At 43.4% G+C, this 15,057-nt stretch carries 16 protein-coding genes; 6 read left to right on the top strand and 10 right to left on the bottom strand.

The features are described 5' to 3' along the window. Position 1: 1 nt before the first annotated feature. From VIN08_RS09995 to VIN08_RS10025, 7 genes are all read right to left on the bottom strand, one after another. A complete protein-coding gene (locus VIN08_RS09995) occupies positions 2 to 298 on the bottom strand; it encodes a hypothetical protein (RefSeq protein WP_331963967.1) in 297 nt (98 codons plus the stop codon). A gap of 181 nt (positions 299 to 479) precedes the next feature. Next, positions 480 to 2,894, bottom strand: coding sequence for a phenylalanine--tRNA ligase subunit beta (pheT, locus tag VIN08_RS10000; protein ID WP_331963970.1), 2,415 nt, complete (start codon positions 2,892 to 2,894; stop codon positions 480 to 482). 111 nt (positions 2,895 to 3,005) lie between these two features. Beyond that, positions 3,006 to 3,626, bottom strand: coding sequence for a DUF1684 domain-containing protein (locus tag VIN08_RS10005; protein WP_331963973.1), 621 nt, complete (start codon positions 3,624 to 3,626; stop codon positions 3,006 to 3,008). A 152-nt stretch (positions 3,627 to 3,778) separates the two neighbouring features. Then, entirely contained in the window at positions 3,779 to 5,050 is a 1,272-nt protein-coding gene (locus VIN08_RS10010; RefSeq protein ID WP_331963976.1) for a serine hydrolase domain-containing protein, read from the bottom strand. A 111-nt stretch (positions 5,051 to 5,161) separates the two neighbouring features. Beyond that, complete coding sequence (radC, locus tag VIN08_RS10015; RefSeq protein ID WP_414693268.1) at positions 5,162 to 5,863, bottom strand: RadC family protein; 702 nt, start codon at positions 5,861 to 5,863, stop codon at positions 5,162 to 5,164. A gap of 187 nt (positions 5,864 to 6,050) precedes the next feature. After that, positions 6,051 to 6,305, bottom strand: a complete 255-nt coding sequence (gene rpsT, locus VIN08_RS10020) for a 30S ribosomal protein S20 (protein ID WP_331963980.1) — start codon at positions 6,303 to 6,305, stop codon at positions 6,051 to 6,053. A gap of 66 nt (positions 6,306 to 6,371) precedes the next feature. Next, on the bottom strand, positions 6,372 to 8,006 hold the full coding sequence (locus VIN08_RS10025) for a M1 family metallopeptidase (protein WP_331963983.1): 1,635 nt from the start codon (positions 8,004 to 8,006) through the stop codon (positions 6,372 to 6,374). 52 nt (positions 8,007 to 8,058) lie between these two features. On the opposite strand from VIN08_RS10025, the gene VIN08_RS10030 reads away from it, so the two are divergent. Beyond that, positions 8,059 to 9,042: a zinc dependent phospholipase C family protein gene (locus VIN08_RS10030; protein ID WP_331963986.1), complete on the top strand. Its 984-nt coding sequence runs from the start codon at positions 8,059 to 8,061 to the stop codon at positions 9,040 to 9,042. 32 nt (positions 9,043 to 9,074) lie between these two features. Here VIN08_RS10030 and VIN08_RS10035 read toward each other — a convergent pair whose 3' ends face one another. Beyond that, positions 9,075 to 9,368 (bottom strand): hypothetical protein, encoded by a 294-nt coding sequence (locus VIN08_RS10035; RefSeq protein WP_331963988.1) that lies wholly within the window; start codon positions 9,366 to 9,368, stop codon positions 9,075 to 9,077. Between the two features lie 98 nt (positions 9,369 to 9,466). Next, a complete protein-coding gene (locus tag VIN08_RS10040) occupies positions 9,467 to 9,991 on the bottom strand; it encodes an SRPBCC family protein (protein ID WP_331963990.1) in 525 nt (174 codons plus the stop codon). 108 nt (positions 9,992 to 10,099) lie between these two features. On the opposite strand from VIN08_RS10040, the gene VIN08_RS10045 reads away from it, so the two are divergent. The 3 genes from VIN08_RS10045 to VIN08_RS10055 all read left to right on the top strand — a co-directional run bounded on the left by VIN08_RS10045 (position 10,100) and on the right by VIN08_RS10055 (position 11,538). Next, a complete protein-coding gene (locus VIN08_RS10045) occupies positions 10,100 to 10,570 on the top strand; it encodes a DUF4199 domain-containing protein (RefSeq protein ID WP_331963993.1) in 471 nt (156 codons plus the stop codon). Between the two features lie 91 nt (positions 10,571 to 10,661). After that, positions 10,662 to 11,132, top strand: coding sequence for a hypothetical protein (locus VIN08_RS10050; protein ID WP_331963996.1), 471 nt, complete (start codon positions 10,662 to 10,664; stop codon positions 11,130 to 11,132). 31 nt (positions 11,133 to 11,163) lie between these two features. After that, complete coding sequence (locus tag VIN08_RS10055; protein ID WP_331963999.1) at positions 11,164 to 11,538, top strand: VOC family protein; 375 nt, start codon at positions 11,164 to 11,166, stop codon at positions 11,536 to 11,538. Between the two features lie 31 nt (positions 11,539 to 11,569). Here the strand turns inward: VIN08_RS10055 and VIN08_RS10060 are convergent, their stop codons facing one another. Further along, positions 11,570 to 12,880, bottom strand: coding sequence for an alpha-L-fucosidase (locus VIN08_RS10060; protein ID WP_331964002.1), 1,311 nt, complete (start codon positions 12,878 to 12,880; stop codon positions 11,570 to 11,572). A 64-nt stretch (positions 12,881 to 12,944) separates the two neighbouring features. Between VIN08_RS10060 and VIN08_RS10065 the strand changes: the two genes are divergently transcribed. Together VIN08_RS10065 and VIN08_RS10070 are read left to right on the top strand one after the other, a co-directional pair. Continuing rightward, entirely contained in the window at positions 12,945 to 14,243 is a 1,299-nt protein-coding gene (locus tag VIN08_RS10065; RefSeq protein WP_331964005.1) for an aminopeptidase P family protein, read from the top strand. Positions 14,244 to 14,252: 9 nt separating this feature from the next. Next, the coding region (locus VIN08_RS10070) for a DUF4198 domain-containing protein (protein WP_331964008.1) at positions 14,253 to 15,057 on the top strand (805 nt) is incomplete at its 3' end.

Raw genomic sequence — 15,057 nt, forward strand, 5'->3', positions numbered from 1 at the left:
TTTATCTGCTTAAGTGAGCGATGCACTTGTCTATCTCACGAATGTATTCGTCCACTTTTTTCTTTAACTCCAGAACACTTCCGTCTTCCGGGTTTAAATTATCCACAATTTTAGTGATTTTCAGTTGATTATGAAAACCGGAGATCTGTTCATCGCGGACTTTAATAGCAGCTTTCAGTTCCTGATTTTCGTTTTTCAGGTTCTTCAGTTCCTCTTTCAGATTTTTATGCTCATTGATGAGCACCACAAGTTTGCGCTCTAACCCCGTAAGGTTAGACTTTAAGAGTTCTTGGTCCATTTCAATTCGTTACGCTACAGGATTTAGCCTGTGGCAGTTGGTAATTACACTCACATCGTGGGGGCATCTATAAAACTTGTTTCTTTTACACAGCCTTATCCCTTTCCCGGTCTCCAACTCAACAGGAGAACACAGGAAAGTTATTAGAGATACCCTGAGCGCTATATGCCGATCCCTGCTATTACTTCCGGATTACAGCTCCGAGTTTCTCCTCGAATGCTTTCATCAACCGGTTCATGGTTTTATCGATCTCATCATCGGTTAATGTTTTGGTTTCATCCAGCAGCGTAAATCCAAGTGCATACGCTTTCTTGCCTTGCGGAATGTTTTCACCTTCATATACATCAAACGCGATGATGTTCCTGATCAACCGCTTCTCGGTATTTTGTACTACGTTGCTAATCTCGCTGAAGTTAATCTGCTTATCTAACACCAATGAAAGATCGCGTCTTACTTCCGGAAATTTTACAACTTCTTTAATTACTAACTTAGGGTTTGCCGCTTGGAAAAGCAAGGATGTATTTAGCTCCGCATAAAATATTTCCTGCTTCACTCCAAAATCTTTCAGCAACGCTGTTTTTACTTTACCAAGCTTGCCTATTTCTTCGTTGCCTCTTAATAGTTTAGAACCATATTCGAGTAACTGATCGTTAATTGTTTCCTGCTTCAGGTTTGTAACCCCGCACTTTTGCAACACCTGTTGTACTTGCTGTGCCAGGTCGTAATAGGTAACAGACTGCGTTTTATGTCGCCAGTTTTCAGTTTCAACATTACCGGTTATATAGAACGCGAGGCGTTCTTCTTCCTTATACTGTCCACCGTCTTTATAGTATATTTTGCCGAACTCGTAGAGCTTCAGGTCTTTCTGCTTACGGTTCACATTATAAGCGCAAACTTCAAGGCCGGTAAATAACAATGTCTGGCGAAGTATACCTTGCTCTTCGCTCAGCTTGTTCAGTATCTCAACGGGCTCACCTTTAAAAGTGAGTTTATGTTTTTGCTGATAGGCCTGGTTGGTAAGTGAGTTGGTCCATATCTCGTAGAAGCCATTGCCGATCAGTAACTCACCAATGCTACGTTTAAATTTATCGATACTCTTTACCGGAAACTCTGCCAGGTAATCGGTGCTGGCAGTATCGGACAGTTCTATATTGTTGAACCCGTATATGCGCAGTATCTCTTCGGTAATGTCTGCTTCCTGTAAAACATCTACACGGAAAGGCGGAACAGATACGGTGAACTGATCGTCTTTCTTGTTCGTGATGTTTATATCCAAACGTTCCAGTATAGCGAAGATTTCTTCACGCGGTATAACTTTACCGATGAGACGGTTTACATTTTTATCTTTTACCTCGATCGTTCTGTTTTCGATCTTGGTTGGATATATATCTACGATGTCGGAAGATATTTGTCCTCCGGCAATTTCTTTTACCAGCAATGCTGCACGCTTCAGTGCATAAACGGTAATGTTCGGATCGGTGCCACGCTCGAAACGGAACGATGCATCAGTTTTCAGTTGATGGTGCAGCGAAGTTTTGCGAACATAGTCGGCCGAGAAGTAAGCACTCTCCAGAAATATATTCTTCGTTGCTTCGGTTATACCCGACTTGGTTCCACCAAATACACCGGCTATACACATACCTTCTTCTGCGTTGCAGATCATGAGGTCGTTGGCCAGCAGTGTTCTTTCTTTGTTGTCGAGTGTAGTAAATTTAGAACCGGCCGGTAAAGTTTTTACAATTACTTTTTTACCGGTTATCTGGTCTGCATCGAACGCGTGCATCGGTTGGCCGAGTTCGTGGCAGATATAGTTTGTAATGTCTACGATATTGTTGATGGGTGTAAGACCAATGGAAAGCAAGCGGTTCTTCAACCACTCGGGCGATTCTTTTACAGTTATACCGCTGATGGTTATACCGCTATATCTCGGGCAGGCTTCCTTGTTCTCAACTTCTACAGTTATAGCAAGTTGCTGATTGTCTACCTTGAAAGTATCTACGGATGGATACTTTATACTTCTATTTTTCGAAGCACGTATATCGCGTACTACACCTATATGCGAAGCAGCATCGGCACGGTTGGGTGTTAAGCCGATCTCCAATATATAGTCTGACTGAATGTTGAAATATTGAGTAGCAGGGGTACCGTTGGGTACGGTGGTGTTTAACACCATGATGCCCGCATGGCTTTCGCCTAAACCAATTTCATCTTCGGCACAGATCATCCCTTCCGATTGCTCGCCTCGTATCTTGGCGTTCTTGATGGTGAACGGTTCGCCTTTGGTAGGGTATACGGTTGCGCCTGGTACAGCTACTACTACGCGTTGCCCGGCTGCTACATTGGGTGCACCACATACTATAGGCAGTATGCGTTCGCCACCAACATCTACCGTAGTAACAGAAAGTTTATCGGCATTCGGATGTTTGGCACAGGTAACTACAGTGCCTATCACGAGGCCTTTCAATCCGCCCTTTACGGTTTCATGCTCTTCTACTTTTTCAACTTCGAGCCCGGTAGAGGTAAGCACTTTTCCGATCTCCTCTGCTGATTCAGGGATGTCGATGTATTCTTTCAGCCAATTGTATGAAATGGTCATAATTCAAGTAGTAATAATTACCAGAACGAAGCTGTTCAGGTATATGAATAAGACCTCAAAAATAAGGGTTTAGCCGGAACTGACTAAAGCGAAAGATTAAAAAAGGTTGGATCAGTTATGATAAACTTTTTCGCCTGCGCGGATGGCCACCTGCAGTAAATTTTCGGCTGGTGGCAGCGGGCACGAAAACTCATCGGCATAAGCGCAATACGGATTATAGGCCATGTTAAAATCCAGCGTTATCGTATTGCTGCCCTGCACTTTAGTAACATCGAGGTAGCGGCCTGCACCGTATGTGTCGCGTGCGCTTGTATCATCGCCAAAAGCGAGAAAAAGTTTTCCGCGGAAAGGCCCCATATCGATCATCTCCAGGATGAGGAGTTTATTATGAAAACCATCGAGGTCAAACTCGGCATAAGCATACTTGATATAGCGCTGTTCTTTGCCATCGTTGGTGCGCAGCAATACAACATCTTTATCCTGTATAGGCTTCAGGTCGGCAGTAATTTTATACCGAATATCTACCGGGAAATATTTCAGTCCCTGATACGATTCTTTATGATTGGCAAAAGGCGACTCTTCTGATGTACGCATAAATTGTTCCTTCTCATCGCGCTCCTTTTGTATGGTGTTGATATAGGCTGTTTGATCCTGCCCGCCCATAAAAGAGTATAGCAGGCTAACGATGATAACTACTACTACAATGATGATGAAGATGCTTTGTCTTTTCATATAAATCAGCTGCTGGCTGGCTTCTGGAGGTTTGAGCGTGGGAGAGCGTGTGAAGCTAAAAGCAAATATACCTGCTACTTTTAATTTTTTACTTTAAGCTTTCGGCTTGTATTTTTTTTCTGTGTAAGTCTGCGCGATCTGCGGGAAATAAATTACTGTATTTCCTTCTTCGCCAAGATAACACGTTGCCGGTTATCATACGCTATAATAGAATCGCGATGGGCTCTAAACATATTCAGAAATATTGGTATACCTGTATCGGCAACAGTGCCAGGGGCATTTGCCAGCAGGCATATAGCCATGCGGTCTTTTACATTTACTGCTACTTCACTGCGATAGCCGTTTACATAGCCGCCATGATATACCAGCGTATCATCCGGATAATATAGTATACGCCAGCCTAAACCATAATACGATTTGCTTACGTGGTGTGTTCTGCCATAATTTCTATTCTTGGAAGGTGCCGCTACCTGTGGTGTAAATAATTGTGCGAGTGTTTCGGGCGTGATTACGTCTTTTCGGTTACCCAACAGGGCAAGCATCCAGTGGGCCATGTCTGATATACTGGCATTTACTCCACCGGCAGGTGCCACATTATAGTATGTGTTGGTGATGGCAGCTTCTTTCCATTGGCCGCGTCTCATCAGGTGCGGGCGCGCTATATCGGGGTTGGTGATGAATGAAGTATAATCCAGCGATGCTGTCTTCATATTCAACGGTATAAATACGCGCTCTTTCATCAGGGCATCGTATGTTTTCCTGGTAGCGGTGTGTATCACTTCTCCAATTAAACTATAGGCTACATTTTGATAGCTATATTCTTTGCCGGGAGGTTGCGCTACATTTACTTCTTTCAGTTTATCGAGTAATGATGTCAGATCTATACCTTCTTCTACCAGGTTGGTATAGGTATGATACGGAAGCCCTGTGCTATGGGAGAGTACATGGCGCAGCGTGAGCATCTTGGTATACTCATCGGATTTAAGTGTGAAGGAAGGGAGATAGTCAATTACATGATCGTCCCACGAAAGTGTACTATCGGCTACCAAGGTGCCGGTAAGAAATGCAGCAAAACATTTTGATACCGATGCAATTCTAAAAACAGTGTTGATATCAACCGAATCTTTTTGCCCTATAGCTTTCAATCCAAAGCCCTTGAGATATACTATAGAAGAGTCTTTTACAATAGCGATAGCTGCACCCGGTGTGCCCGAAGCCTGCATGAGCGATTTTATCTCTTGCTCATAAGCGCTGAGTATACTTGTAAACTCCGGATTGTTATAAGGCTTCACAATAGCAACGGCCGGTATAGGCGCAGCAGCTTCCTGCTGTTGCTCTTCTTCATTGTCTTTCCATACTTGTGCCAGCAGCAAGGGCAAAGTAATGACAAGCAGGACGACTAGCAGTGCGCGTTTTCTTTTCATGTTTGGGTTTCAAACTTAGAAACAAGTAGGGAAAGGTAAAAACGATGCCCATCCTCACATTGGTTACAAACGTGATTACTGCTGGAACGAAAAAAAGATACAATCAGTATATCAGATCATGCCCTCATCGGCAAAGCTGAAATAACGCTGGCCGGCAATGATCAGGTGATCAAGTATTTGAATATCGAGGAGCCTGGCGCCCTCTTTCAGTTTTGTTGTGAGCTGGATATCGGCAAAGCTCGCTTCGAGGTTGCCCGAAGGATGATTGTGTGCGAGTATAATGCCTGTGGCAAGTTCATCGAGCGCAAGCTTGAAGATAATTTTAGGATCGGCCACTGTGCCTGATACACCACCTAAACTGATCTTTTGTTTTCGCAACACGCGGTTAGCCCTGTTCATTAAAATAACCCAAAACTCTTCGTGTTGTATATCGAGCAGTTCGCTCTTTACCAGATCGAAGGCATCGCGCGATGAGCCGATCTTGGGTTTAACATCGGCATCTGCATTTTTTCTTCTGCGGCCCAACTCTAACGCAGCAACAATGCTGATGGCTTTCGCTTCGCCAATGCCTTTTATTTTAACAAGGTCTTTTATGGTAAGGTTGGCCAGCTTGTGCAGGTTGTTATCGGCCTGTGCTAAAATTTTTTTGGCAAGATCTACTGCGCTAAGAGTAGCGGTGCCTGTGCCTAATAATATAGCGATCAGTTCGGCATCAGAGAGTGATGATCTTCCTTTGAGTACAAGTTTTTCGCGGGGGCGATCTTCGGGTGACCAGCTTTTAATGCCGAGTGTTTTTTCTTCCATGATTACCATAACTACAACGGGTTTGTTACGAAGGTATAAAAATTACAACAGGCTGGTTTCACCTCAAGGTATATTTCAACCAGTATTTTTATACTGAAAAAAAGCTTACGTACAACGGGTGATAATAGTATAAAGCAAAAACCCCGCTTTATGGGCGGGGCAATGTATAGGTTAATAGCCGTTTAAGAATTGCTTCTTAAGCGATTTTATTCACAAACTTTGTGAGCTTCGACTTTTGGTTAGAAGCTTTCTTCCAGTGAATGATGTTCTTCTTCGCGAGTTTATCGATCAATGAAGATACTTCTTTCAGAAGACCTTGTGCTTCACTTTTCACCGTTGAAGTTTTCAACTTCTTGATGAGCGTGCGGGTAGTTTTATGCTGGTAGCGGTTTCTTACACGCTTGATCTCATTCGCACGGATTCTTTTTTCTGCTGACTTATGGTTTGCCATAGTTCGTTTTCAAATAAGGACTGCAAAGGTAAAGGTATTTACCGGATTTGCAATGTTATGCTTCAATCAATTCTTTATTTTTCCTTCATACAACAGGTTGGTGTTGGGATCCAGCGCAATTTTAAAGGGTTTTTGCCCAATCTTGAAACTGAATTTATTTGATTTTTTATCCAGCCTAACCACCTCCGTTTGACTTATAAGCCCATCGTTACCATAAATTCCGATCTCTAATGGTGTGTTAAATGCTTCCCCGGGCTGAACCTGGTTTACAGTAACGGTAACATTTTGAGTTTTAACATCAAATGCCCAGTTCCATTCTACTATAGGGTGGCCAGCACGATAAAGCCATTGAGCAAAAAAAGTATCAAGCTTTTTGCCGGAGGCATCTTCCATTGCCTGTTTAAAGTTTTCGGTGGAAGCGTTGCTGTTACGATATGAGTGGTAATAGGATTGCAGCCCCGACCAGAATGCTTCATCGCCAATTTCATATCGTAGCATGTGGAGCACCCAACTGCCTTTTTGGTAGGAGTTAGGGCTCAGTATTTCCAACAGGTCACCTGGGAGCGATGGAAAAACAATAGGTAGTTTTGTTTTCTGATAGAAGCCGATCACCTTATCGCGGTCTTCTTGCAGATTTTTAGTCATGCGATCGCGACCATACGTGAACTCGGTATATAAATGAGTAAGATACGTAGCAAACCCTTCGCTGAGCCACACATGATGCCAATCCGTTTCCGATGCTGAGTTGCCAAACCATTGATGGGCAATTTCATGTGCAACAAGCGATTCATTTTTGGTAGCGTTGTTCTCAGCGCCTTCACCGGTAACAACCGAATTTTCGAAATAGAAAATATTGCTGGCGTTTTCCATGCCGCCATAACGCGTGGTAGATTGAACGTTGGCTAATTTCTTATAAGAGTAAGGCCCTACGTGTGTATCGAAGAAGTCGAGAATGCGCGGAGCAAATTTATAGGCTTCAAAACCTTCTTCACGATTTTGCGGATATACCCAGCTCGTTACTTCAAAATTTTTGATGATTCCGGTTTGTTTTATAGCGAAACGCGCAGCACCAATTACCATTACTTTTGGTGAGAGCTCGGTGTCTTCATGCCAGTGTGTTAACTTCTGTCGGTTGCCTATATTGCTTTCTTCTATTTTTATACCGTTGCTAATCACTTCATATTTAGGAGGCGCTGTAACGATAAAATCTACAGCAGCTTTATCGGAAGGGTGATCTACCGTGGGTAGCCAGTGATGTGCACGGTTCGGCCAGTTGTCGCCAAAGAAGGTACGATCGCCAAATTTATTTTTAGAGATGATCAGGCCATCGCGAGGCACGCCACTATATATAATAGTAAAGGAAATGGTGGATGCTATATTTACCGGAGCGGGAAGTATAATTTTTAATCGATCGTTCTGATGCAGGAATTTTATAGTCTTTCCATCTGCCATGATATTTGTTACTTCCATGCCTGAGCCCGATGCATCTTTGTTTACCAGATCCAATTCAAACTCTGAAACAGCTTTTCTGAATTGCACCGTTACGGTTGCTTTGCCCGATATAGTATTGGTTGAATCGCTGAGTGTTAATTCAAAAATATACTTCTTAACATCGATGTTCTCATTCTTCGGATAGTCTTTGCTATAGGTGAGGGTTGTTAGCAGTAAAAATATACAGGTAGTAAAGATCAGCTTTTTCATTGCGCTTCGATTTATGTATCTTTCGGGTGCAAGTATAATTCTTCAACGTTGTATGTTAAAATTGGCACATGCTTATCGCTATTGCAAGCGACTTGTTTTAATCGGTATATTCTTTCTCTTTGGTGGTTGGGGCTTTTTTGGTCACCAGCGCATCAACCGTCTTGCGGTATTCGCATTGCCTCCTGAAATGATAGGATTCTATAAAAAGAATATAGGCTATATAACTGAAACAGCCGTAAACCCCGACAGGCGCAGATTTATAGTAGTAGACGAAGCTCCCCGGCACTATATAGATCTCGATCATTATGGCGATAGTGCTTTATATACTTTGCCTCGCTATTGGAAGGATGCCGTTGAGAAGCTCACCGAAGATACACTCAAGGCGTATGGCATTTTGCCGTGGCATATCAACCGCATGTACTATGCATTGAAAGATGCCTTCCTGGTGCGCGACCGTGACAGAATATTGAAACTATCTGCAGAGATTGGTCACTATATTGGCGATGCACACGTGCCGCTGCATACTACCGAAAATTACAACGGCCAGCTTACGGGCCAGGAAGGTATACATGCATTTTGGGAGTCGCGTTTGCCAGAGTTGTTTTCTGATCAGTATGATTTTTTTGTTGGCAAAGCTTCTTATATAGTAAACCCACAACTGGCAGCATGGGAAGCTGTTGAAGAATCTCACCTCGCGGTTGATTCCGTATTGGAGGAAGAGCGAAAGTTATTCAGCAAATCGGGCGATCATAAATATTCGTTCGAAACCAAAGGCAGGCAAACCCAAAAAGTTTTCTCGCAGGAATATTCAAAAGCCTATCATGCAGCATTGCGTGGCATGGTAGAGCGAAGAATGCGTGCTGCTATCAAACTCACAGCCGATATGTGGTATACCGCCTGGGTAGATGCCGGGCAACCCGATCTGAACGAGCTTATTCAATATGCGCCTACTGAGCAGGAAATTATACAGCGAAGAAAAGAATTGGAAGAACTGAACCGCGAGCCTACGGTGCGAACACGAACTCATGAAATATAGGTGCGATCTATACTATATTTACTTTCCCTGTTTTACTTTCTCGCGAGTAACTCTTCTGCTATAGCACGCCACTCTTCCTTCAACGTATTGACAGGCATTTTACGATTCGCACGACTATACCAATAAGATGCGTTGCCCAGATCGCCCTCTACACGATGGAGGTAGGCATGTATCCACGAGCCATCGTTTGAGTGAATATCCTGGGCAATGTTATGTGCAGCTTCCCAGTCACCTTTACCTTCATACCAAAGCGCCTGCAACAAGTTACTGAGATGTTGTGGAGGCGTTGCTCCGTTCAGCGAAGTTTTAAAATCATCGAATGTCATGACTCAAAGCTAAAAGCAAAAAGCTTAAAGCTCAAGGTAAACTTCGAATCCTGAACTTTAAGCTTTCTGGTTTTAAACTCTCGACTTTGCTTTCGCTATTACTGGTTAGCTTCTGCGAGTTCCTTTATTTTCTCCAGGTTATAATCAAAGGCTTTGTTCATTTCACCTTCAAACATTGTTACTCCCATCCAGCGCATCAGCGGGTTCATACCAAACTCGGTAGAGAAACCCATGGTTACTTTTGTGCTGTCGTTTTGAGGCTCGAAAGTATACCAGCTCTTCGCAGTACCATGTTCCATAAAATCCAGGTCGGCTTTGATCAGTGATGCCGGATTACTTTCGGTAATAGTAAGTTTACCTTCACCCATCTCTTCACTTTCCCAGCTATACCAGGCACCTGTGCCAGAATGTTTATCGCCATAGGTAATTTTCATGGTAGGATCGAGCGAGTGCCAATAAGACCATTTGTTCCAGTTATCAAGATTGTTGATCTGTTCAAAAGCTGCTTGCGGAGATGCATGCATCGTTATACTTCTGGTGATCTCCACTTTTGATGGCAGAAAGAATCCGACAATGATCAATAGAATAATGATGCCGAGCAGGCCTAATAAAATCTTCTTCATGGTGGTAAGGTTAATATACTCTAAAGTTACTGTAAAATACTAAATGAAATCGTTTGCATTTCTCCTGAAAATTAGGAAAATTTAATTATACCTAATGTTATAATTCTTATGAGCCTGCTTACAAATCCCAACCGCATTCCGGAGAATTATGGTTTGCGAATTGCCGCCGGTCTTATTGCTTACTTTCTTGTTATGAAAGCTGTCAATCTGAGTCACCACGTAGAGTTACGATTGCTGAATCTTGTTATTCTCACGGTAGGAGTATACGCGGCACTGAAGAAATTCAGGGAAACGCATACTGATAGTCTGAATTATTTTCGTGGACTTGTAACCGGTGTTGCAACGGCTGGTATAGGCTCACTTATATTCGGTATGTTTTTATTCTTCTATATGAAGTTCGATGCCTCGATGATGCAATCTATAATCGACAATGAACCAATGGGGCGTTACCTCAATGCCTATATGACGGCCTTCATTGTTGTATTGGAAGGTTTCTTCTCCGGGCTGTTGGTAACATTTGTGTTGCTCAACTGGGTAAATACAGATGAGGTTAATCAACCCATTGGCCGATCGAAGTAGTGTAAGAAGTTCCTCAGTACTTCGCTCAGTATTTATGCACCTTACGGGCATACTATTTTCGGATATACTATAGAACCAACTTCCATAGGCTATGAATATCTGGAACAGATCCACCCGTATACCGGAGATATATGGTACGATCATCGCACTGGGGCTGATCGTATACTTCTTTGCTATGTATGCTTTAGGACTCCTGCAGGTGATTGAGTTGCGATTGCTCAATCTGCTGATCATGCTGGGAGGAGTATATTATGCAATGAAGCAGTTTTCGCGAACACACCATGGCCACATGAATTACTTCAGAGGGTTGGCCATTGGAGTATCCACATCTGCAATAGGGTCATCAACCTTTGCGCTTTTTCTGTTTTTCTTTCTGCGATTTGATAAAGGATTGATGCAGTATATAATTGAACACGAACCGATGGGGCCATACCTCAATGCTTATATAGCATCGTTTATGGTGTTGCTGGAAGGTATATTTTCTGGCTTGTTCATCACGTTCGTGTTATTGAATTGGGTGCATAGCGACCAGGTAAACGAACCTTCGGGTACATCTTCCTGATGACTCGCGATATATAGTTTAAAATATACCTATGAAAATCCCGGACGGCCATCAAACCATTATGCCCTATATTACGGTGGAGGGCGCTGAAAAATTTATAGCGTTTCTAAAGCGTGTGTTTGGTGCAAAAGAATTATTAGTTGTGCATCGGCCCGAAGATGGCAGCGTTATGCATGCAGAATATAGTATAGGAACATCTACCGTTATGCTGGCCAATGCAACGCAAGCCTATAAACCATCACCCATAGTGCTTTTCATCTATGTAGAAAATATAGATGAAACATTCCACAAAGCTTTAAAGGCCGGAGCCATAACCATTGAGGAGCCGGCCAATAAAGAATATGGCAGAACCGGAGGACTAAAAGATGAGTTCGGTAATATCTGGTGGCTCGTAACGCCTCTGTAGAAGCGTTTCAGGCATTTATAGTATATCTGAATTATTTCAATTCCAGCTCTACAATTGTATCTGTCTCATCCATTTTTGCTTTTGGTATTTTGAGCGTGATGCCAAATTCGTTCTCTATAAATTTTACAGTACTCTTATCGCTGAAAAGCTTAGCTGATTTTATCTTCTTGCCCCACGAAGGAAGTGTGAGCGATTCGTCAGTCCAATCCAGCACATGAATATATACCTTGTTGCCTTTTTGAGTTGTTACACCCCAGTCGCGCGCAGTTAACGGGCCACCGCGTGTTCCGTATATAGTCTCTCCGTTGGCCGTAAGCCATTCACCCATCTGCTTAAGTTTTTCAATATGCTCCGGCTGAATTTTCCCATTGGGCATCGGCCCTATATTTAGCAGGAAGTTGGCGCCATAGCCTGCTGCTTTTACCAGGTATTGAATAAGTTCTTTGCGACTCTTGTGTCCATCGTCTTTTAAATTAAAGCCCCACGAGTAATTGATCGTCTCGCAGGTTTCCTTCGGCAGGTCTCCAATTTTTTGTTCAGGAGCAAAACCTGTCGTGTTATGACCTGGCAAATCTTTTTCAAACATCTGAAAATCTTCGCCATCGTAAGGTGCAACGTGGTGGTTACTGCCTACCAGCGCACCGGGTTGAAGTTTGTGTATTAACGAGTATGTTTTGTTCAAACGCCAGTCAGCATCCTTTTTATCCCACATGCCATCAAACCATATACCTGCTATCTCGCCATAGTTGGTGAGCAACTCCGAAAGCTGCGCATCCATATAGTCAAGATATTTATACCAGTCGCCACTCTCAGCCCGCCCAGTCCAGCTTCCACCCGTGTTACCTCTCGGGAAATAATCCGGATGATGCCAGTCGAGTTGTGAATGATAGAAGAAAAGCTTTATACCTTCCTTGTGGCATTCATCGGCCAGCATTTTCAATACATCTTGTCCGTAAGGAGTTTTCTTCACAATGTTATAGTCCGATACTTTACTATCCCACATGGCAAAACCATCGTGATGTTTACTCGTGATCGTGATATACTTCATACCTGCAGCTTTTGCCATTTGTACCCACGCCTTCGCATCGAAAGCGGTAGGGTTAAAGAATGCCGGTATCTTTTCATAAACCTTGATGGGTATCTGCTGGTTGTTCATTACCCATTCGCCATCGCCCAATACACTGTATACTCCCCAGTGAATAAAAAGACCAAACCTGGCATCCTGGAACCACTCACGGTTCTTTTTGTTTTCTGCAGACGGCTCGTATTTTGTTTGAGCAACACTACAGACAGATAAAAGAATAAACAGAAATGCCACAAAGAATGAGTTGATTGGCTTCATAGACTTTGGTTAAATTGCACGCGACTGTTGAATTGTTCAGAAGTAAGTGAAAGTAATAAAAAGTATGCGATATAAAAGTATTAAAAAAGACCTCTTCGAGTCGAACCGGAAAAACCTGGTGAAGGAATTAAAGTCAAACGCACTGGTAGTTGTTAATGCCAACGACATTATGCCGACAAACTCGGATGGCACCATGCGCTTCCGCCAGAACAGCGATCTGTTTTACCTGAGTGGTGTAGACCAGGAAGAATCTATACTGGTACTGTGCCCTGATTTTCCGGATAAGAAATATAGGGAGATACTTTTCCTTCGTGAAACGAGCGACCTCATCGCTGTGTGGGAAGGACACAAGCTTACAAAAGAAGAAGCATACGAGCAGACCGGTGTTGAAACGGTGCTGTGGCTTTCTGATTTTCATAAGGTGTTTAACATGCTGATGGTAATGGGCGATGTAGAGCATGTATACCTGAACACCAACGATCATTACCGTGCAGAGGTATCGGTAGAGACACGCGAGTCGAGATTTGTAAAATGGTGTTTGGAGAAATATCCGTTGCATCGTTACGAACGCCTGGCTCCAATCATGCACCGCCTGAGAAGTATAAAATCGAAATACGAGATCGATCTGCTGCAACGTGCCTGCGATATTACCGAGAAAGCCTTTAGACGTGTGCTGAAGTTTGTGAAGCCAGGGGTGATTGAGTATGAAATAGAGGCGGAGTTTGCGCACGAATTTTTACGTCATGGTTCTCGCGGATTTGCTTACGAGCCCATCATTGCTTCCGGAGCGAGCTCATGTGTGCTGCACTATATCGAGAACAATAAACCATGTAAGGATGGCGATGTATTGTTGCTGGATGTAGGAGCGGAGTATGCGAACTACAACGCAGACCTTACACGCACGATACCGGTGAATGGTAAATTTACCGATAGGCAGAAGGACGTTTACAATGCCGTGCTACGAGTACAACGCGAAGCATTCAAGATGCTGAAACCCGGTGAGAAGTATTATGACTATCACAAAGAGATTCAGAAAATCACCGAGAGTGAATTAATTGGTTTGAAGTTGATCGATAAAAAAGACATCAAGAACCAGGATAAAGAAAGACCGTTGTTCATGAAATACTTTATGCATGGCACGGGGCACCAGCTAGGATTGGATGTGCACGATGTAGGAAGTATGTATCACAAAATGCAGGTAGGCCAGGTGTGGACGGTGGAACCCGGTATATATATACGCGAAGAAGGATTCGGTATACGCATCGAGAACAACGTAGTGATCGAGAAGAATGGTGTGCACGACCTGATGAAGAACACACCGGTGGAGGTTGATGAGATCGAAGAGATTATGAATAGTAAATAAAAAATACCTATGACCTTGCGGAGTATACGATATATACTGGTGGCGTTTCTGGTCTGTATGCTGTCGGCTGTTGTGGCGCATGAGTTCTGGTTGCAGCCGCTAAAGTTTATATACTCCGTTGGGGAGAAGGTAAAGATCAATTTTGTAGCAGGTGTTAATTTTATAGGCGAGCCGTTAAACCTGAAGCGCGACCAGCTCGAAACACTCACGCATTATCATCTGTCCAGTACAGCGGATCTGAAAGCAACGGTAGTAGAAGGAGCTAAAGATCATCTTGAATTTACGTTGCCGGAAGAAGGCACGCATCTGCTCGCGATGCAAAGTATAAAAACCTTCTATGAGCAGGATGCTGATAAGTTCAATGCCGAATTGAAAGAGAATGGCTTGGACGATGTATTGGCAGCACGTGAGAAGGCCGGTGCTACTGGCAAACCCGGGCGGGAGCTATACTCGCAGTTAACCAAAGTATTACTACAAGCCGGTGCGAAGCGCGATGACACCTATAAAAAAGTAATTGGTTTCCCGATCGAGATTGTGCCGGAACGAAATCCATACGCATTGAAAGCCGGAGAGAACATGCGCTTTAAAATTTTGTGGAACAAGAAGCCGTTGTTTGGTGTGCGTGTTAAAGTGTGGAATCGTAAGGAAGGATTAACCACGTTACAAAATATATATACCGAGCAAGATGGCACGATGGAAACGCGCATCAGCAACAAGGGCACCTGGATGGTGAGTGTGGTATATATGGCGCCATCAAAAGATACCCAGGCTGAGTGGATGAGCTATCGGTGTAATTTGGTGTTTGGAGTGGAGT

The organism is Ohtaekwangia sp. (genome assembly GCF_036568665.1).
Taxonomy (GTDB): Bacteria; Bacteroidota; Bacteroidia; order Cytophagales; family Cyclobacteriaceae; genus Ohtaekwangia.